Origin of the sequence: Erwinia sp. PPS120, from assembly GCF_047918655.1 — a bacterium.
Lineage (GTDB): Bacteria > Pseudomonadota > Gammaproteobacteria > Enterobacterales > Enterobacteriaceae > Erwinia > Erwinia tasmaniensis_A.
Window position 1 is genome coordinate 92,685 of record NZ_JBLREF010000013.1, and the last position, 19,303, is coordinate 111,987.

Below are 19,303 nucleotides of genomic sequence, written 5' to 3' on the forward strand. Positions count from 1 at the left end.
GGAACAATTATGATCTATCCTGATCCAGAAATGTTATCGGCACCGGTTGAATGGCTGGACTGTAGCGCAGGCTATGGCGATATCCGCTTTCACAAATCACCGGAGGGTATTGCAAAAATCACCCTCAACCGTCCGGAGGTGCGCAATGCCTTTCGGCCTCAAACGGTTAAGGAGATGATTAAGGCGTTAGACAACGCCCGTCATGATGAGCGGGTGGGGGTGATTATCCTCACCGGTGAGGGGAATGAGGCGTTTTGCGCGGGTGGGGATCAGAAAATTCGCGGCGACTACGGCGGCTATCGTGATGAATCGGGCGTGCATCATCTTAACGTGCTCGACTTCCAGCGGCAGATCCGCACCTGTCCTAAACCCGTGGTGGCGATGGTGGCGGGCTACGCGGTGGGCGGCGGGCACGTGTTGCATATGCTGTGTGACCTGACCATCGCGGCTGATAATGCTCAGTTCGGTCAGACCGGGCCTAAAGTCGGCTCCTTTGACGGCGGGTGGGGCGCTGCCTATATGGCGCGTATCGTCGGGCAAAAAAAGGCGCGGGAGATCTGGTTCCTGTGCCGGATGTACAGTGCGCAGCAGGCGCTGGAGATGGGGCTGGTCAATGCGGTGGTCCCGCTGGCCGCGCTGGAACAGGAGACGGTAAGCTGGTGTCGCGAGATGTTGCAGAACAGCCCGATGGCGCTGCGCTGTCTGAAGGCGGCGCTTAACGCCGACTGCGACGGTCAGGCCGGATTACAGGAGCTGGCCGGCAATGCCACCATGCTGTTCTATATGACGGAAGAGGGGCAGGAGGGGCGTAACGCGTTCAATCAGAAGCGCCAGCCCGACTTCAGTAAATTTACGCGGAATCCCTGATGCGCCGCGCTGCGTTATTTCATTATGCGATCCCCCTTGAGGCGGGCACGGTTCTGCGGGACCGACGCATCAAAACCCGATCCGGCCTGCTGGTCAGGCTTGAGGAAGACGATCGCGAAGGATGGGGAGAGATCGCACCGCTGGTCGGATTCAGCGCTGAGTCGCTGGACGAGGCGCGGCAGGACGCCATCGCGTGGCTGTCTCGCTGGTGTCGGGGCGAGCCGGACAGCGAAAGTCGGCTGCCGTCGGTTGCCTTTGGTCTGAGCTGCGCCCAGGCGGAATTATCCGGCGAGCTCCCGGGAGAGGGGAATTACGACAGCGCCCTTCTCTGCAATGGCGATCCCGATGAGCTTATCGACAGGCTGCGGAAACAGCGCGCTACGGTCGCCAAGATGAAGGTGGGGCTGTACGAACCGGTGCGCGATGGCGTAATGGTCAATCTGCTGCTGGAAGCGGTGCCGGGGCTGACGCTGCGGCTGGATGCCAACCGCAGCTGGTCGCCCGATAAAGCCGCCCGCTTTGCCCACTTCGTCGCCAGCGAATACCGTTCTCGTATCGCGTTTATTGAGGAGCCGTGCCGTACGGCGGCAGAGTCTCGCCGCTTTGCCCTGGAGACGGGCATCGCCCTGGGCTGGGATGAAAGCGCGCGCGAGCCGGGTTTCACCCTGAAGGCTGAGCCTCATTTTCGCGCAGTCATCATCAAACCCACCCTGACCGGCAGCCTGCACGCCGTTAGCCAGCGCGCAGAGCTTGCACAGCGGGCGGGGCTGGTCGCGGTGATCGGCTCCTCGCTGGAGTCGAGCCTGGGCCTGACGCAGCTGGCGCGTATCGCCCGCTGGCTGACGCCGGATGCGCTGCCCGGGCTGGATACGCTTGCGCTAATGCAGCAGCAGCTTATCCGCTGCTGGCCCGGCAGTGCGCTGCCCGTTGTCTCGCAGGGTGAGCTGGAGAGCATATGGCAGAGCTGAATATGCCGCCCGCTGTCTCGCAGAGTGAGCTGGAGAGCATGTGACAGAGCTAACTGACTGGCCCTGGCTATGCTGGGCGCGACGTTATCCGCAGCGAGTTGCGCTCTGCTGCGGTGAACAGGGCTACGACTGGCATACGCTGGCCGGAAGGATTGAGCGTCTGGCCGTTGGGTTCAGCCAGCAGGGGGTACGCTGCGGCAGTGCCGTGGTGCTCCGGGGAGCGAACGGTGAAACGAGCCTGCTGGCGTATCTGGCGCTGCTCAAATGCGGCGCGCGGCTGATACCGGTCAACCCCCGACTCCCTGCTGCCCAGCTGACGGCGATGCTCTGCGGCCTTGATGCAGAGTTTATCCTGACGGCTGAGGAAGAAATCGGCTCCCCCCTGACGCCATTATTGCGTTCGGAGCCGGAGGGAAATACCCGGCTCCGTTCTTTACGCGCCGACGGCGGAGCCGATACGGTGCCCCATTCTTCGCCCCCCGATTGCGACGCCGATACTGCGCCCCGTACGCTGACCCTGGCGGAGCAGGCGGGCGTTATCCCCCATCCGTGGGATCCCGCCCACATCGCCACTCTGACCTTTACCTCAGGCTCCGGCGGCACCCCGAAGGCGGTGGCACACAGGTTCAGCGCGCATCTGGCCAGTGCGTCGGGCGTGTGTGAGCGGCTGGGGTTTACCGCCGAAGAGAGCTGGCTGCTCTCCCTGCCGCTGTTTCACGTTTCCGGGCAGGGCATTCTCTGGCGCTGGCTGCTGAGGGGGGCCGGGCTGGTGCTACCGGGCGAACTCCCCCTGTCCCGGGCGCTGGAAAACGCCACTTTCGCCTCGCTGGTGCCTACGCAGCTCTGGCGGGTGTTGCAGCTGCCCTCGCTGCCGGAAACGCTGCATACCGTGCTGCTGGGTGGAGCGGCAATACCAGCCTCGTTAACCTCGGAGGCGGAAGCGCGCGGCATCGCCTGCTGGTGCGGATATGGCCTGACGGAAACCGCCTCCACCTTGGCCGCTAAGCGGGCAGATGGGAAAGAGGGCGTGGGCCTGCCGCTTAACGGGCAGCGCATCCGCATTAATGACGGCCAGATCCAGATTCGGTCGGCGGCGCTGGGCTGCGGCTACTGGCGAAACGGTGGCCTGATCCCGCTGACGGACGAGGAGGGCTGGTTCTCTACCCGCGACAGAGGCGAGTGGCGGGCAGGGGAGCTTCGGGTGTGCGGACGCATGGATAATCAGTTTTTCTCTGCCGGGGAAGGTATCCAGCCCGAGCAGATCGAGCAGATTTTGCTGGCGCATCCCGCTATTTCACAGGTTTTTATTGTGCCGCGCGAGGACGCTGAATATGGTCATCGTCCGGTCGCGCTGGTAGCAACAGAGGCCGCCACGCTGGCAGAGATTGCCGACTGGGCAGGCAGCAGGCTGGCCGGTTTCCAGCGGCCGGTAGCATGGTACAGGCTGCCCGATCTGAGCGGCGGCGGGGTTAAAATTTCAAGGAAGCGGCTTATGGCGTGGGTAGCGCTATGCGAAAGCGGGAGTAATGGAGGTTCTGGACCAGTTGAATAATTTAGTCAAAGCTTATAAATAAATTAATGCTGTATCAGAGCAGAGTCGGATGGCTCATAAGCTAAAGATATTGTCGAAAGACGTCCGGGAGGAAACAGTTTAATTTATGAATGACACAACCTATATCTTCTCAATCACACCTTTTCCCTGGTTTCTGACATTGCCAATTTTTTCAGATACTGGGTACCAGTCAAAATCTTCACAGGGGAGAGCGCTCTCGTGCATAAGTTCAGTGGCCCTGTCTGCCGACGTTTCTGAACTGACCCATTCCAAAGCCGCGGTGGCGTTGAGTACAAGCGGCATCCGGTCATGTATGCCTACCAGACCTTTATCACCGGCCGCAGTGACTATCACGAATCCCTCTCTGCCAGCTTCCTTGTCAAAAGGAGCGCGTCCTATAGCCGCAAAAAATAGCGTCTTATTGTCGCGATGATGTATGAAATAAGATTGTTTCGCTTTGCCGTCACGTTTCCATTGTGAGTTCAACCAATTGACGCAACACACTTATTGAACCGCTCTGCGGGTGATTCATAGTCTGGCGTTTTTCTCGGCCTTTCGTTGAGCTGTCTGGCAACACTGTTAAGTCTTTGCTGGCTGTGAACCGATAAGTCAGTTCCTTTTGGAAAATATTGTCTGAGCAATCTGTTCGTATTTTCATTTGAGCCACGTTGCCAGGGAGATTGAGGATCACCGAAATAAATCTGAATGTCTGTCGCTACAGTAAATCGGGTGTGGCTGGTCATTTCAGTGCCACGATCCCATGTTAATGTTTTATAAAGCTCAACAGGCAATTCCCGTGCTTGTTTGATGAGCGCTGATATAACCGTTATGGTCTTGTTGTCCCTGATTTTGGCGAGCATAACAAAGCGGGAATGGCGCTCTACCAGGGTGACGATATAGGAGTTTTTCGGGCACTGTTGCAAAGATCTGGCGATGGTAAACTGATGCCACTGTTTAGTTGAAGGAGCAGCACACGAACCCATTCAAAGGTCGGCATTTTGAGCGTCATATTATCCTGTGGGCCGTCCGCTGGTACTGCAAATATGGCATCAGTTATCGTGAGCTGCAGGAGATGCTGGCTGAGCGAGGAGTAAATGTCGATCACACCACGATTTATCGCTGGGTTCAGCGTTATGCACCTGAGATGGAAAAGCGGCTGCGCTGGTACTGGCGTGAGCCTTCCGGTTTTGGCTCATGGCATCCCGATGAAACCTACGTGAAGGTCAACGGACGCTGGGCTTATCTGTACCGCGCCGTCGACAGCAGGGGCTGCACCATTGACTTTTACCTGTCTTCACGTCGTAACACCAAAGCCGCATATCGCTTTATGGGTAAACTTCTGAACAATACGAAGCGCCGGCAAATTCCACGGTTGATCAACACAGATAAAGCCCCGACGTATGGGCGGGCGCTGGCACTGCTGAAGCGGGAAGGTAAATGTCCGCAGCATGTGCATCACCGGCAGATAAAGTACCGGAATAATATAATCGAGTGCGATCATGGCAAACTGAAACGGATAATCAACGCCACGCTGGGCTTCAAATCAATGAAGACGGCTTACGCCACAATCAAAGGGATTGAAGTGATGCGTGCGCTACGGAAAGGTCAGGCAGAATCATTTTATTTTGGGCATCCCCTGGATGAGATGCGTCTGGTGAGCAGAGTCTTTGAAAGATAAGACCTTTCAATAACACGAAAGGCTAACTCATCAATAACTTTGCAACATTGCCCCTCAAACCCCTAGTCATGGCCGAATGAAAACTCATCAGGCATATGACTGCCCATACTCTCTCCAATGCCTTCAACAAGCATTTTTCTTATCAGGCATTAATCTTATGTTTATGAATGAAAATCTCTGTGGATAAAGGTTAACATCACATCGTTCAATTAAGCGGGCCATTCTGTATGCAATTAAAATTTACATATAGGTTGCCAAGGCCCAACGATTTTAGCTAAAAAACTTGCGATACTGTATGGAATCAGTCCTCTCAGCAACTCTATCGTACACTGTTCGTGCCTGATAATTATTTTCCTGAGTGAGCCAATACACTCGCGAGCATCCGTTTTCATTTGCATTATCATAGACCTTTTCGATTAATGTACGGCCGACACCCTGCTTACGTGCTTCCGGACTGACAAAAAGGTCTTGTAAGTAGCAGTAATTTCCTTTAGTACAGGTGCTCCTGTGGAAAACAAAATGCACTAAACCAATAATGGCACCTGCATTCTCAGCCAATAGACCGTACATTGGTTCATTTTCAGAAATCAATCTTCGGAAGGTTTCAATTGAAACGCTCTCGTCCACGCTGGTTTTGTAAAAAGATAAATATCCATCCCAAAGAATTTTCCATTCTTCATAATCATAGCTGGCAATTTTTCTGAACTGCATATCGCCTCCTGTAACAACTTATAGCCTCGTGTTAATTATCATTTGATTAAAGAACACAGCATAAAGTTTACCTTTTCAATAATATATAAATTTTTTTCTTAAAGGTGATTTATGTCACTATTCTGTGTTCATTGCCCTCACTTCCATTCTGCTCAAGTTGCAGCAATAAGGATAGCTTATGATGTGGTGATCGGTTTCGTTACAGTTAATGCCCAAAATCGATTCAAGTCAATTACACTCAAAATTCGCAAGGTAGACTCTTTAGACAAAAGTAGCTGATTCACTGACGAACGAGGACTACACTTCTATCAAAATCGGCATTAATACGATCCATTTCCCTATGATAACCCCCTCGTAATGTTGAATAGCAACTTTCCAGGCTCCCCGTACCTACCTGGCACTCATGCGTAAAATCATTGGCAATGACCTGGATTTCTACATTAGCAAATTTCACGCACTCAAATCCCCCCTGAAAAATCTTCACAATAACCCTGTTTAACATAAATTTACTGCAAATTATCCGCGTTCAGCTGCTGCTCCCTAGCAGGTTTGAATCACCCTCTAGCGCGAAAAACGCTTCCTTTCACCACAGATTCAAAGCGGAAACGATTGTGGTGTTTTAGGTAAGCGGTAAGTGTCAAGGTAGTTGGCACCCCTGCTTAATTTAATCGGCATGTTTTTCCCGTTCCGGATTCAGTGTTACCGGGCCTTCCGGCTGCCAATTTCTCGTTCTCCCTGACCACCGCTCAGGATGGGCTTTCTGTGCCGTCCGGTACAGGTCATCACGCTGCTTCAGCAGGGCATTATCTTCTCCACGGTGCCGCTGCCCCGGGGTCACCTATTCCCTCCATCTGTGCAACAGCCGCGATGGTCATGTTGTAAGGGGCAGCAGTTTTGCCAGTGTTGCAGCTTTGCGCTCCGGTGAAATACGTTTCATTTGTCACTCCATCGCCCTCAGGTGTCTTTTTCAGAGGGGGTGACAACTATTCTGATACTTAGGGGTAAACAGCACTGTTTAAATAAATATTATCTGGAGGTGCATTCATCTGCCGACAATGAAAATAACAGCAATATTCGCTGCCTTTTTCATTCAAAAGGAAAGCTAATACGTAACCAGCAGAGAAAAAACTGGTTAAACATAAAGTCTTAGCAACTAAAAGTTCGATATCAATCTCTCTATGTATCAGAAATTTAGATAAACATTCTTTCTATTTTGCTCCAATATCATTTCTGTTTTTTAAATGTGAGGGGCTTATGAATAAATTTGAGGTTTTTCGTAAATCTAATTTTGATGGGCTGATCCATGAATATGGATTAGATGGGAGAAGATTACTTCCATGGGATAATTACCCCATGCCATTTGCTGGCGGGTGGTGCGTAGTCCGACCAGGAACGGAAAGTGAGCCACATACCCAAATAGATCAAGAAATATTTATTGCTATAAAAGGAGAAGCAACATTAATTGTCGGTGATGACCGCTATGCATTCGCCACCGGCGATATAGCAGCCATTCCGAAACACACTAATCATTACATCATTAATGACTCAAGCGAAGACTTTCATTTTTATGTGGTGTGGTGGGATATGAATTACGTTAATAACTTTATTGATCAACATAACGACAGTACGGGGTGTTTGGATGTCTAAATATATTGTCACTGTCACACCACCTACTCCAAATGGCGATTTGCATATTGGCCACATCGCCGGACCATTTTTATCTGCTGATGTTTTTACCCGAGTTCAGCGTCAGCGCGGACATGAGTGTGTTTTGATTTCTTACTCAGACGATTACCAGTCCTACATGCAACGTAAAGGCATTGAAACCGGTATAGAACCGACCGTGCTAGCGCAAAGCAACACAGAGAAAATAAAACAGTCATTAGCGGCGATGAAGATCTCCATTGATAACTGGATGTCACCTTACAAGAATACATTTTTCAAGGACGCGGTTAGCGAATTGTTCAAGTTTGTTCAGGAACGAGGCGCGATTCAGTTTCACGAATCTTCAGAGCCCTACTGTGAGAGTTGCAAGGTGTGGGGCTACGAAGCTTTTGGCCGTGGTTTATGCAACTACTGTGGTGTTGATTCAGACGCCAGCCAGTGTGAAGGTTGTGCCCATGCCCCAGATGCTAATCTAATGAAGGATTTTCACTGTAAGTTGTGTCGTAAACTTCCCAAATTTAACCCCGTAAAGCGCGCTTTTTTACACCTTGAACGCTTTGCCCCGTTACTACAAAACGTTCATTCAAAGTATGAAAAACGTCACCCAATGGATAGCTGGCTGGATACTGCCATTAACCAGCTCAAACCTTGGGGAATTACCCGTCCTGAAGAGGCAGGATTAGACCTCGAAGAAGATGGTAGCTGCCGTGTTCACACTTGGTTTATGGGCATGGCGGGTTATATCGCTGCCTTTCGAGAATATGCAGCACAACGCAATGAAGCTGATCTTTTCTCACGCTTCTGGTATTCCGGGGACGGTGAAATTGTCCATTTTTTAGGCTTTGATTGCCTGTTCAGTCACGCCATTGCTTACCCAGTCCTGCTTGAACAGTGTCCCGAAATTAACGTCCGCCAGAGCTTTATTCCCAACCAGTTTCTTAAGCTGGACGGTCTGAACCTGTCTACCAGCCGGAATCATGCTATCTGGGCACGCGAACTAGTGGAGAAAGTAGGCAGTGACAGCGCACGCCTGTATCTGGCCAGCATTGCGCCGGAAGAGGAGGAGGGGGATTTTCGTAGTGACGAATTTGAATCATGGCATCAGGCAATATTCGAGGACCTGGTTCCCCGTATCTTCCATGAAGTAGAAGCGGAAACAATGAACTGGAGCTGGAGTCGGGAATTAACCGGACCCGACGCAGGGCTCCTTAATGGGCTGCGTCAGAAGTGGCTTTCCGCGGGAGATGCCAGCAATTTTTCTATGAAAGCGCTGGCAGCAACCATTCTTGACGCGTTCGCTCTGTGTCGTGTCAGGCTGGGGCAGGGTGAACCGGTCACGCATCTGGCAGCGTTTATTGCCGTCGCAGGGCAAGCTTTGATCCCGGATTTGAGCCATCGGCTGATTGCCCAGTTTCGTTTGTATGAAAACGCCATTCTTTGCTGGTTAGTGGATGGCTCACCGGCTGATTACAGCATATAACGAGGGAGCCTATGACCATCGGCTGTGAAGTTTGCGTCATTGGCGGTGGGGTGGTGGGAGCCACCCTCGCCGCATCGCTTTGCGAGCGTAATGTTGAAACTGTACTACTGGAGGCCGGAACGGTTGCAGGTCAGGGCGCGTCCGCTTTATCAGGAGGTCTGGTGCGTTGCTATGATCCCGACCCGATGATTATGGCACTGGCTTCCCATGCCCTGAATGTACAGTGTAACGCTCATTTTGGTGAAGTGTTCAGCAGTGCAATTCTGCGAACAGGAATGTTGTATCGTGCTGCGCCCACGCAGGTTGCTCAGGTTGAATATGCGCTGAGCAAATACAATTGCGCTGAATACACTATGCGGAGTCTGTCAGCAGGTGAAGTTGACGAAATGTCATTGTGTGTCGCACATCGAAATGATCGGGTGAACTTATATGAGCCAAACGCGGGTATCGGAGATGTGCGGATGGCAGCGCGGCTGATGGCAAACATAGTGATGCATCAGGGAATGTTACTTGAGCACGCTAAAGTTGAAGCTATCGATATGGAAAAAGAGGATAAATGCCGAATACATACTGCCCAAGCCACCTTTTCCTGCAGGGTAGTAGTCATCGCGGCTGGTGCCTGGAGCCATCATTTATGTTCACAGGAGATGGAAGTCAGGACGATTCCACTGGCGCGGCTGTATGGTGCAGATTTACCCCACATTCCGGTTATTGATGCACCTGCTCTGGCCTATGCAATCCCGACAGGCAGAGATGTTGTACAGGTTGGCTGCCAGCCACGCACGCATGCATCGCGCATTACGGAATTATCCGCTCCTAATCAAGAGCATGAAGAGGATGCGTTGCGGCGTTTGCGAGATATCACTGGTGCGTGTAGTGAGACACGGGTTCTGGATGTACTGGCTGGTTATGACAGCTACAGTCGGGATGGACGACCAATACTGGGATTTACCTCAAACAGTAGCCCATGTTACATAGCCTCGGGACTCAGCGGGATTGGTTTTAAGCTTGCTCCTGCGCTCGCTGATATTGCTTCAGATGAGATCAGCCGCTTTTTGAAATGCAAACGCAAACCTACCCGACATTTCTGGCACGAACTGTCGCCAGAACGTCAAGAGGGGTCATCAACTTTATCAAAGCTAATCCGGGTGGATCGCTGATGAAAACCTTAAAAGTCGGCATTACCGCGCTCTTTGAACCGCAGGTGACACGTCACGCCAGAACCTTCATGCGTGCTCTTGCCGTAGCGCGAAGCAAACTTCCAGGCTTATCAAAGATTGAGTTCCTCTTTCGGGATGACGGGGCATCAGAGGAAACAGCGCTGACAGTGGCACGCTACTTTATTAAAAATGAAGTTGATGTTGTTGTAGGGCACTTTTCATCGGATGCAGCGCTAAGTACAGCGCAACATTACCGTCGGGCGGGCATCCTACTAATCACGCCAGCCGCTACGATGGATGCTCTGTGTGAGCCTGCGAATGGTGCCTTTCGTTTGTGTCCACCAGACAAACAGTTGGCTATGAAACTGATCGATTTCGTTATCAGCCGTTCGTGGTCGAAGTTAGATGTGGGCGCGGACGATAGTGCTCATGGGATGGCCCTTGCCAGAGCAGTTTGTGATGAAGCGTCAAGACGGGGACTTTCCGTTATCGTACCGGGTGGAGAATGTGATGCTGAGATTTTTGCAGGACGCCTGGGGAAAAGCAGGGAAAAAATCCTTGCCTGCGCTAATAAAGCGAAAAATAATCCGCTGATCCTGACAGATGATGCTGCCTCTCCCAGCTTAGGGGTTAAGCCTCATAAAAGCCCTGACGTTTATATAGTGGGTATTCCTGCAGTTACAACTCCATTATCAGATTTATTTGGCAAGTACTGCCGGCAGCATTATGGCGATGAGCCTGAAACATATTATATGGAATGCATAGCTGCCTTTCAGATTATTGCTCAACTAGCCGAAAGTAATAAAACTAATTATCTATATTTACTCTGTGAAAAAGATTTTGAAACAGTGTTAGGTAAAATATCTTTCATCTACGGTGAAAGCCGGCACTCAGTACATAAGGTGTGGGAACTTACGGAAAATGGTTTTAACGTTATTGCCATCTAAACTCCATTAAATCTCAGGAAATATTATGGATCATACATACCTGCATGACCGCGATTCTTTTTGTGATAACAAAAGTAATTATGATGTTGTTAATGTTGGTTTTGGCCCCGCAGGAATAGCCCTGGCGTGTGTACAGGAAGATGCCAAGGAGAATAATTCATCCCCGCAGGATATTAAAATGCTGCATCTGGAAAAATCTGACGATACCGTTTGGCATGGGGAATTATTATTAAGTGGCACAGATATTAATCACAGCGTATTTCGTGATTTAGTAACACCACGTAATCCACGTAGCCGTTTTTCATTCGCAATGTATTTAAAAGACAAAAACCGCATGTTTGATTTTGGGCTGCTTAGCAGACCAGCCAGTCGACATGAATGGTCTGATTACATTCGTTGGGTGTCCAGCCAAGTGGATAAAAATACGCTTTTCTCAACTCCCGCCAAAGAGATACTACCGGTTGTTGAGGGCGGTGAGCTGCATGGTTTAAAGGTGGTGACTGAACACGACACCTACTTAACCAAAAATATCGTACTGTCCTCGGGAAGCCAGCCACACATCCCTGATAAATTTCTCCCCTATTTGGGTGAGCGCGTATTTCACACCTCCCATTTTCTGAGCTGTTTAAAACGTTTTGGTGAAGCGTTACCCGCACGCTGGCTGGTACTAGGTTCCGGCCAGAGCGCGAGTGAATCGGTCATTGAACTTCTTAAAAGACGCGAGGATATCACACTCCACTCCGTGCACAGATCACCAGGCTTCCGTCTGACTCAGCTTGGACACTTCCCTAATCGGGTGTTCTCACCTGAGCATGTGGACTATTTTCATCAGTTGGATAATGTTTCCCGCAGAAAATTTCTGGAATGGAGTAATGCCACCAATTATGCGGGAATCGATCCTGATGAGAGTCAGACACTGTTTTCATTTGTTTATGAGGATCGGATTTGCGGACGTGAGAGGTTACTTATCAGACCTTATTCTGAAGTCGTTGACGTTCGCCAATCTGATAACGGCTACAAAATTACCCTGGCCGATATTTTTAGCGGTAAAGAAGAGATTATCGAAGTGGATGTGATTGTGCTGGCAACGGGGTACCAGCAGGCGCGCATTCCGGCGTTGTTGACTCAGCTGCAACCCTGGTTGGCACAGGATCAGGACGGTGGATTACTTATTGAGCGTAATTATCGGGTTGCCCTCCGTGAAACAAAAGGAGTGAATATTTATGTTAACGGACTTTCAGAGAGAAGCCACGGTATCAGCGACAGCCAGTCATTTTCACTTATGGCATTGAGGGCTGAGAAAATCATGAAATCATTGCCTGGCTCGCGTGAGGAAAATTAATATGCACAGTCATATTTCAGATATTGTACATGATCAGGTTTTTCTTTCCGTAAAAGATGTCGGCCCGGATTTCTATTTGAAATTAGAGTCACTGAATCCTGCTGGTTCCATCAAATTAAAAACGGCCATCGGGCTGGTCGAGGATCTAGAAAAGCGTGGGTTGATCAACCCAGATACCGTATTAATCGAATCCTCTTCCGGCAATCTTGGTGTCGCATTATCAATGATCTGTGCTGAAAAAGGCCTGAAATTCACCTGTGTTGTAGACCCGAATATAGCAGATCACAATTTACAGGTCATGAAGTGTTACGGAGCCGAGGTGGTGATGATTCGCCAGCCCGACGATAACGGCGGATTCCTGGGCTCCCGTATTAGCTATATTCGTACAAAATTGGCTGAAGACCCTCGCTATGTCTGGCTTAACCAATACGAAAACAAAGCCAACCCGCGAGTTCACGCTGCCCGAACCGCGCACTCCGTCGGTAGTCAGTTCGCACATATTGATTATCTTTTTGTGGGGGCGGGTACAACTGGCACGCTGATGGGATGTGTGGACTATTTTCAGGAGCACCACCCCGAAACTAAAATAATTGCTGTGGATAGTGCAGGGTCGGTGACCTTTGGGACTCCCGCTGGCCGACGTTTTATTCCCGGACTGGGGACAAGCCAAACCCCGCCGATCTTCCAGCAGAAAGGCATTCATGCCTTAGAACTCATTGATGAGAGTGCAACAGTGGCAATGTGTCGCTACCTCGCCCGTAACCACGGTATGTTGGTAGGAGGATCTACCGGCACGGTAATCGCGGGTCTCTATCACTGGCGTGATCGTATACCACCAGGGGCCGTTGTGGTAGCACTATCACCAGACTGGGGAGAGCGCTATCTTGATACAGTTTATCATGACGGTTGGGTGTCAGAGCGTTATCCGAGTGAAACATTAGACGGAGGGCTTAAGTGGGTTGAAGCAACTGCAAAACCAACAGTCTATCTTGAAGAAGCGTCATCTATGCCATTCCACGTTATTGACGGCCGAACGGTTACGTCTCTTCTTAACGAAGATCCCTTGGCCTGTATTGATGACGTAGAAAATGCCTACCTGTCACACTTCAACGGCAAGACCGTTAACCCAGACAGCTATTTTCTACGTTTCCCTGAAAATCCTGCGAATCGGATTATTGCGTTGCCCGCAAGCTTATCGGGTGAGAATGGAAGTAACGGAATCAAGTGGATATCCAGCTATCCAGATAATATAAAACAAGGATTACAGCGCGCATCTGCCGTACTCCTTTTAAATAATCCTGATACCGGATATGCCTATGCTTGCCTTGAAGGGTCACGTATTAGCGCAATGCGGACGGCAGCATCGGCTGTATTGGCCGCCTGCAAATTGCTACCGTCGCGAAACGTCATTAGTATGGGCTTTATCGGCGCAGGCTTTATCGCACGAAACATCCTCGATCTTTTTCGCCATGATAAGTGGAATATTGAAAAAACCGTGCTGCATGACAGGGATCAACCTTCGGTAGAGGCTTTTGCGGAATATGCGCAAACGTATCATCAACTCACGACCTCTGTTAGCTCTCTTGAAGAAGCTCTTTCATCCGATGTGGTTGTCCTGGCAACAACCGCAGGGGCGCCATATATCCATAAATATTTCTTCAAGCCCCATCAGGTTGTATTAAATATCTCTCTACGTGACTTATCACCTGAGATTATTACCAGCAGTAACAATCTTCTTGATGATATTGACCACTGCCTGAAAGCGAATACATCGCCACATTTAGCAGAACAGTTATGTGGCCATCGCCAATTTATTAACGGAACGCTAGCTGAATTCATTTTGGGCAGAGTGCAGTTAGATCCGCATAAAGCCACAATCTTTTCTCCCTTCGGACTGGGTGTTCTCGACCTAGCCGTAGGGCAGCGCGTATATCAGCAAGCACGTAAGTTGGGCCGAGCGATTGAAATACCGAATTTCTTCTTTGAGTCGGGGAGATGGTAAATATGCTGAAACCTTCACGAATCGCTATTGTGGGCTTAGGGCCGAGAGGATTACTCATTCTTGAAAGCATAATCTTGGCACTTAGGGAATCACCCAAAAAGGTAGTAGAGCTTCATTTATTTGATGATGGTGTCCCAGGATGCGGAATACATGGTGAATGGCAGCCTGATTACTTAATGCTTAATACGGTTGCGGGGCAGCTATCCGCATTTTCATGGAGCGAGCTTGATAACGGTCGATTAGGACCAACGTTCCTCGAATGGTGTCATTCGCAGACCGTTCGTCTTGATGAGCGAGGTTATCCAGCCTGCTCTGGGAGGGTAGTTGCGGCAGGGGATTTTCTCCCTCGTCGTCTTTTGGGCCGTTATCTGCGGGACTGCTATCAACTATTGATGACAATGGCTCCGATAGGTTTACGTCTTTTTTACCATAAAACACGTGTAATGACGTGTACGCCCATAAGTACCAGAACGACATATTTACTCCACTGCCAGTCAGATGAAAACGTAGAAGTAAATGCAATATTTTTGACGCTAGGGCACACGGGACATGAAAGTGTCGTACCTGCATCTTTTGTGTCACCGGTTCATGCCGGCGTATGGCCGGGAACGGAAGCCCGGTTCAAACCCATTAAGAAAGTGGCCATATCGGGGCTTGGGCTCACTGCACTGGATGCGCTTTCTCGTCTGACTGAGGGCAGAGGTGGAGAATATCAGCCCCAAGCTGGAGAGTTGATTTATCATCCATCGGGCAAAGAGCCTCAAATTTATATGTTTTCACCTTCAGGATTACCTTTTCATGCACGACCACAGTGGCAGCAGAGAGACGAACAGGAGACATTACCTCTTCTATTTTTAACATCAGCGGCAGTTAAAAAGTTACGTGAAAAAAATGGATTATCACCCCTTGATTTTGTCGAGCATATTTTACCTCTTATTAAAAAAGAGATGAAGGCCACCTATTATCTGGCATGCGCGCGTAATCACTCCATGGCAATAGCAAAGAATATTTATGACAAGCTTGCCACCAGAACAGGTGAATATCTCTTTTCGGTATTAGCAAAAGAGTATGGTCCCTTCGACCCAGACCAATACCTCAACTGGAAACCATGGCAAGTAGATATTAGGGAATATGAAGAGGAATTTTGTCGATGGATACGAGCGGACCTTATCGAAAGTTTGCGTGGTGTGAATTACAGCCCAGTTAAGGCGGCCCTGGAAGTATGGCGCAGAGGACGACATGTTTTACGTGAAGCTGTAAATCATGACGGTTTAAATACCACATCTAGACATCTGTTTTATGAGCGATACGCTGCAGTAGGGAACAGACTCGTGGGTGGGCCACACATTGAGCGTTATAACGAACTTCTTGCGTTAATAAAATCCGGAATTTTGCATATATTACCTCCTATGTATGTGGCTGAAGAGGGAAACAGATTATACAGTGTCACAAATCCTCAGGAAATCACTTTGGATGTGGATGCCATTCTTTCGGCGAGAGTGATATCGAGTGGATTAATTCGCACTCGCTCTCCCATGTTAATTTCACTCCTACAACAGGGGCTTATTAGTCCTGCTGGAGAATATCCACACGATGGAATAGATACAGATAAATTAGGGAGGGTAGTTAATGAAGATGACGTCGAACAACCTCGTATATGGGCTTTTGGCCCAATAGTTGAGGGATCGACATTTTATAACCACTATGTAACAACAACAGATAACCACTGCGATGCTGTTTTAGAGACACGTCAGGCCGTAAAATCATGCATCAGTGTTCTTACAATAGCCGAGGAAAGATTATTATACCGGAACTGAAATAAAGTTATTTCGTTTTTTAAACTATATAAATTAAGAGAGTGTATATGAACGTAACCTCGTTATTATTAACGCTGGCGGGCGCCTTTTTGGTATTAATTATTAGCCCCGGACCTAATTTTGTGGTAATCACCCAGATCTCGGTGAGTATGTCGAGAGTGTATGGTCTTTTCACCGGAATAGGTGTGGCAAGTGGCAGTATAATTTGGGCCATTCTGGCTGCCACGGGATTAGGGCTTATTTTTCAGACTTTACCTTGGCTTCAACCTGCGCTGCAATTTATTGGAGGTCTTTACTTATGCTGGATTGGGTTTAAAACTCTAAAAAGTGCGGGCAGTCAACCGAAATCACGGGATATTGCTTCATTAGGTGTTGAGAGTATAGGGCGTGCTTATCGGTTTGGGCTATTAACCAATTTAACAAATCCAAAAGCGTTGGCATTTTATACCAGTGTTTTTACAACCGTGACCGCCCCAGATTTAGCTGAGTGGGTACGTGTTGCAGGTGTAATGATTATTGCGGTGCTGGCGATGAGTTGGTTTACCTTGCTCGCAACTTTATTTTCAATTCGCTGGATTCAGGAACGCTATAGGGCTGCAAAAAGAAGTGTCGATCTAATTACGGGTATAGTCATGATGATTTTTGGTGGGAAACTACTTTTGATGTTGCTTCCTTTTATACATTCAACCGTTAGCTACTAACAGGTAAATACTATGACGCAGAGCAACTGGGATTATCCAACTAAAGTTCGGGCCGGAATAGGGTGCATCAAAGAACTTCCCGATATTTGCCATAAGTCAGGCATAAGGCATCCTTTATTGATCACTGACTCAGGTATAAGTGGCACTGACATGGTTAAGAATATTCTGAAAGATTGTCAGGAAAAATTAGGGCAATTCGGATTGTTTGATAATGTGAAAAGTAATCCTACGGGTGAAAACGTTGCTCATGGATTGGAAATTTATCATTCAGGCCTCCATGACGGGGTAATTGCGCTTGGAGGCGGCTCAGTGCTAGATGCCGCTAAAGCAGTAGCATTGATGTCCGGTCAACAACATCCTCTGTGGACGTTTGAAGATATTAAGGGCAGAGCTGACTGCGTTAACGTCGCCGGAATTGCACCTCTTATAGCCATTCCAACTACCGCGGGTACAGGCTCTGAAGTGGGACGTGCTGCGGTGATCACGGACAGTTCCGTGCCAGTAAAACGAACTATTTTTCATCCAGCGATGATGCCACGTGTAGCGATTCTCGATGGCGAACTGACTGCAGGAATGTCACCGCAATTAACGGCTGCCACTGGTGCGGATGCATTAACTCACTGCCTCGAATCTTGGTGTTCACCCGTCTATCATCCCATGTCTGAGGCGGTTGCGGTCAAAGGCATACAAATGATTAAAGCGAACCTGCTTCGGGCTTTTAAGAATGGTCAGGATCTAGAGGCCCGTCAGGAAATGCTGGTTGCATCGGCGCTCGGCGCAGTCTCTTTTCAGAGAGGCTTAGGTGGGGTTCATGCGATAGCGCAAAGTCTGGGTGCACTTTATGACGGCCATCATGGTTTATTGAATGCCATCATACTGCCCTATGTGCTAAAGGCAAACCGGGCAACAATAGACGCGGCCATGGACTATCTGGCTCGCATGCTCGAACTCAGGAGGCCGGGTTTTGAAGGTGTAATGGAATGGATCCTTGAATTACGTCAGTCACTGGATATTCCTCACACTCTTGCAGAAGTGGGTATTGATGATCATCAAGCCACTTTAGTGGGAGAGATGGCCTTTGCTGATGGCTGCTCATTAACCAATCCTGTGCGTCACTCCGCCCAGGATTACAGCAAAATCTTCTGCCAGGCAGTAAAAGGTGAGCTGCGATGGTTATGAATGCTACTCGCACAATTTCTCCTCAGATACTGGAACAGTTGGATCATGTCTGGCGAGAGGCTGTGCAGCAAGAGTTGCCTGTTGGGGGAGAGATCCTGATATCTCAGCAAGGGAACCGTGTCTACCATAATGCAGCAGGCTGGATGGATCGTGAACAATCACGCTTAATGTCAAAAGGCGTCCAGTTTCGTTTGGCCTCTTTAACCAAGCTGGTGACCTCGGTTGCGACGATGAGACTAATCGAGAAAGGGAAGCTGTCACTTGATACATTAGTTAGTTCAATACTGCCATTTTTTAAACCTGCATTAATAAATGGCGTAATTCCGCCAATTTCGATCCGCCATTTGCTTACCCATACCGCTGGACTTAGCTATGGATTTGAACAACCTCCCGGGAACCTTTATGAACAAGCAGGAGTTTCAGATGGTTTGGATCTGCCGGCACATAACTTGGAAGAAAATCTTCACCGTCTTAAGGCCATGCCATTACAGTTTGAACCCGGTAGCCATTGGCAATACTCTCTTGCAACCGACGTGCTGGGTTGGGTGATCGGCCAGTTGGAGGGTGACACCTTACCTAATATTATCAAACGGGAGGTTACGGATCCGCTAGGGATGCATAATACAACCTTTGAAATTTATGATACTTCATTACTGGCAACTCCCTATCTGCAGTCAGGGCGACGGATGGCTGCTCATGAAATCCTCGCGGTCGGAAGTGGTTGCGCCCGATTATCTCCAGAACGTGCAATAACACCCAATGCCTGGTATTCCGCAGGAGCTGGATTAGTTGGAACCGCAGAAGATTACCACTGCTTGCTTGAATGTCTACGTCAAGGCGGTGGCTCTATACTCAGCGCTAAATCTACAGCACGTTTATTGGGAAATTCGACCGGTGAAATAAGTATCGGGGATAGGAACGCGGGATGGGGCCACGGATTAGGTTGCTTGGTGCTTACAGACCCCAAAAAGGCTCAACGAAGTGAAGGTATAGGCAGCTGGAGCTGGTTTGGTCTCTATGGCAGCTATTATTGGGTAGATCCTCAAGCAGGCTTGTCGCTTGTTATGTTAACCAACACTGCGGGTGAAAAAATATGGGTAACCCTTGCTAAAAAAATCCTGACAACGCTGTATTCATAGATATATATTAGAACTAAATAGCTGTGCGGAATAGTGCTCCACTTTGGGCTAGCCCTTGCAGGACAAGGGATTGTGCTGTTCTTATGTCTGGGCCG

16 protein-coding genes and 2 pseudogenes are annotated in these 19,303 nt (G+C 49.3%); 14 read left to right on the forward strand and 4 right to left on the reverse strand.

Features of this window, described 5'->3' with window-relative positions; translation table 11 throughout:
- Positions 1–9: 9 nt before the first annotated feature.
- The 3 genes from menB to menE are packed head-to-tail and all read left to right on the forward strand — an operon-like array spanning position 10 to position 3,387.
- Positions 10–867 carry a 1,4-dihydroxy-2-naphthoyl-CoA synthase gene (gene menB / locus ACLRGG_RS08255; protein WP_416249263.1) on the forward strand — a complete coding sequence of 286 codons (858 nt, stop codon included), beginning with the start codon at positions 10–12 and terminating at the stop codon, positions 865–867.
- A complete protein-coding gene (gene menC / locus ACLRGG_RS08260) occupies positions 867–1,835 on the forward strand; it encodes an o-succinylbenzoate synthase (protein ID WP_416249264.1) in 969 nt (322 codons plus the stop codon). The genes menB and menC overlap by 1 nt, the downstream gene beginning before the upstream one ends.
- Before the next feature lie 40 nt (positions 1,836–1,875).
- Positions 1,876–3,387, forward strand: a complete 1,512-nt coding sequence (gene menE, locus ACLRGG_RS08265; RefSeq protein WP_416249265.1) for an o-succinylbenzoate--CoA ligase — start codon at positions 1,876–1,878, stop codon at positions 3,385–3,387.
- A gap of 120 nt (positions 3,388–3,507) precedes the next feature.
- On the opposite strand, the gene ACLRGG_RS08270 is transcribed toward menE, so the two are convergent.
- Positions 3,508–3,891, reverse strand: coding sequence for an SOS response-associated peptidase family protein (locus ACLRGG_RS08270; protein ID WP_416249266.1), 384 nt, complete (start codon positions 3,889–3,891; stop codon positions 3,508–3,510).
- Positions 3,870–4,292 (reverse strand): annotated as a pseudogene (locus ACLRGG_RS08275) (IS30 family transposase); the annotation flags it as partial. The gene ACLRGG_RS08270 and the pseudogene ACLRGG_RS08275, both read right to left, overlap by 22 nt.
- Positions 4,293–4,345: 53 nt before the next feature.
- Between ACLRGG_RS08275 and ACLRGG_RS08280 the strand changes: the two are divergent.
- Positions 4,346–5,065 carry an IS6 family transposase gene (locus tag ACLRGG_RS08280; RefSeq protein WP_416249267.1) on the forward strand — a complete coding sequence of 240 codons (720 nt, stop codon included), beginning with the start codon at positions 4,346–4,348 and terminating at the stop codon, positions 5,063–5,065.
- Between the two features lie 270 nt (positions 5,066–5,335).
- On the opposite strand, the gene ACLRGG_RS08285 is transcribed toward ACLRGG_RS08280, so the two are convergent.
- Positions 5,336–5,776 (reverse strand): GNAT family N-acetyltransferase, encoded by a 441-nt coding sequence (locus ACLRGG_RS08285; protein WP_416249268.1) that lies wholly within the window; start codon positions 5,774–5,776, stop codon positions 5,336–5,338.
- 664 nt (positions 5,777–6,440) lie between these two features.
- Positions 6,441–6,614 (reverse strand): annotated as a pseudogene (locus ACLRGG_RS08290) (IS3 family transposase); the annotation flags it as partial.
- 416 nt (positions 6,615–7,030) lie between these two features.
- Between ACLRGG_RS08290 and ACLRGG_RS08295 the strand changes: the two are divergent.
- The 10 genes from ACLRGG_RS08295 to ACLRGG_RS08340 are packed head-to-tail and all read left to right on the forward strand — an operon-like array spanning position 7,031 to position 19,208.
- Entirely contained in the window at positions 7,031–7,423 is a 393-nt protein-coding gene (locus ACLRGG_RS08295; RefSeq protein WP_416249269.1) for a cupin domain-containing protein, read from the forward strand.
- Positions 7,416–8,921: a methionine--tRNA ligase gene (locus ACLRGG_RS08300; RefSeq protein ID WP_416249270.1), complete on the forward strand. Its 1,506-nt coding sequence runs from the start codon at positions 7,416–7,418 to the stop codon at positions 8,919–8,921. Before ACLRGG_RS08295 ends, ACLRGG_RS08300 begins: the two co-directional genes overlap by 8 nt.
- Positions 8,922–8,932: 11 nt before the next feature.
- Positions 8,933–10,081 carry an NAD(P)/FAD-dependent oxidoreductase gene (locus tag ACLRGG_RS08305; RefSeq protein ID WP_416249271.1) on the forward strand — a complete coding sequence of 383 codons (1,149 nt, stop codon included), beginning with the start codon at positions 8,933–8,935 and terminating at the stop codon, positions 10,079–10,081.
- Positions 10,081–11,028, forward strand: coding sequence for an ABC transporter substrate-binding protein (locus ACLRGG_RS08310; RefSeq protein WP_416249272.1), 948 nt, complete (start codon positions 10,081–10,083; stop codon positions 11,026–11,028). Before ACLRGG_RS08305 ends, ACLRGG_RS08310 begins: the two co-directional genes overlap by 1 nt.
- 25 nt (positions 11,029–11,053) lie before the next feature.
- Positions 11,054–12,370 (forward strand): SidA/IucD/PvdA family monooxygenase, encoded by a 1,317-nt coding sequence (locus ACLRGG_RS08315; RefSeq protein WP_416249273.1) that lies wholly within the window; start codon positions 11,054–11,056, stop codon positions 12,368–12,370.
- Between the two features lies 1 nt (position 12,371).
- Positions 12,372–14,372, forward strand: coding sequence for a 2,3-diaminopropionate biosynthesis protein SbnA (sbnA, locus tag ACLRGG_RS08320; protein ID WP_416249274.1), 2,001 nt, complete (start codon positions 12,372–12,374; stop codon positions 14,370–14,372).
- Between the two features lie 2 nt (positions 14,373–14,374).
- A complete protein-coding gene (locus ACLRGG_RS08325; RefSeq protein ID WP_416249275.1) occupies positions 14,375–16,189 on the forward strand; it encodes an FAD/NAD(P)-binding protein in 1,815 nt (604 codons plus the stop codon).
- 47 nt (positions 16,190–16,236) lie between these two features.
- Positions 16,237–16,890 carry a LysE family translocator gene (locus tag ACLRGG_RS08330; RefSeq protein WP_416249276.1) on the forward strand — a complete coding sequence of 218 codons (654 nt, stop codon included), beginning with the start codon at positions 16,237–16,239 and terminating at the stop codon, positions 16,888–16,890.
- A gap of 12 nt (positions 16,891–16,902) precedes the next feature.
- A complete protein-coding gene (locus ACLRGG_RS08335) occupies positions 16,903–18,069 on the forward strand; it encodes an iron-containing alcohol dehydrogenase (RefSeq protein ID WP_416249277.1) in 1,167 nt (388 codons plus the stop codon).
- On the forward strand, positions 18,060–19,208 hold the full coding sequence (locus tag ACLRGG_RS08340; RefSeq protein WP_416249278.1) for a serine hydrolase domain-containing protein: 1,149 nt from the start codon (positions 18,060–18,062) through the stop codon (positions 19,206–19,208). Before ACLRGG_RS08335 ends, ACLRGG_RS08340 begins: the two co-directional genes overlap by 10 nt.
- Positions 19,209–19,303 lie beyond the last annotated feature (95 nt).

Coding starts and splice junctions, on each gene's coding strand:
- ACLRGG_RS08310 (WP_416249272.1), top strand. CDS start 10,081: ATGAAAACCTTAAAAGTCGGCATTACCGCGCTCTTTGAACCGCAGGTG.
- sbnA (WP_416249274.1), top strand. CDS start 12,372: ATGCACAGTCATATTTCAGATATTGTACATGATCAGGTTTTTCTTTCC.
- menC (WP_416249264.1), top strand. CDS start 867: ATGCGCCGCGCTGCGTTATTTCATTATGCGATCCCCCTTGAGGCGGGC.
- ACLRGG_RS08300 (WP_416249270.1), top strand. CDS start 7,416: ATGTCTAAATATATTGTCACTGTCACACCACCTACTCCAAATGGCGAT.
- ACLRGG_RS08295 (WP_416249269.1), top strand. CDS start 7,031: ATGAATAAATTTGAGGTTTTTCGTAAATCTAATTTTGATGGGCTGATC.
- ACLRGG_RS08335 (WP_416249277.1), top strand. CDS start 16,903: ATGACGCAGAGCAACTGGGATTATCCAACTAAAGTTCGGGCCGGAATA.
- ACLRGG_RS08305 (WP_416249271.1), top strand. CDS start 8,933: ATGACCATCGGCTGTGAAGTTTGCGTCATTGGCGGTGGGGTGGTGGGA.
- ACLRGG_RS08330 (WP_416249276.1), top strand. CDS start 16,237: ATGAACGTAACCTCGTTATTATTAACGCTGGCGGGCGCCTTTTTGGTA.
- ACLRGG_RS08325 (WP_416249275.1), top strand. CDS start 14,375: ATGCTGAAACCTTCACGAATCGCTATTGTGGGCTTAGGGCCGAGAGGA.
- ACLRGG_RS08340 (WP_416249278.1), top strand. CDS start 18,060: ATGGTTATGAATGCTACTCGCACAATTTCTCCTCAGATACTGGAACAG.
- menB (WP_416249263.1), top strand. CDS start 10: ATGATCTATCCTGATCCAGAAATGTTATCGGCACCGGTTGAATGGCTG.
- ACLRGG_RS08315 (WP_416249273.1), top strand. CDS start 11,054: ATGGATCATACATACCTGCATGACCGCGATTCTTTTTGTGATAACAAA.
- ACLRGG_RS08285 (WP_416249268.1), bottom strand. CDS start 5,776: ATGCAGTTCAGAAAAATTGCCAGCTATGATTATGAAGAATGGAAAATT.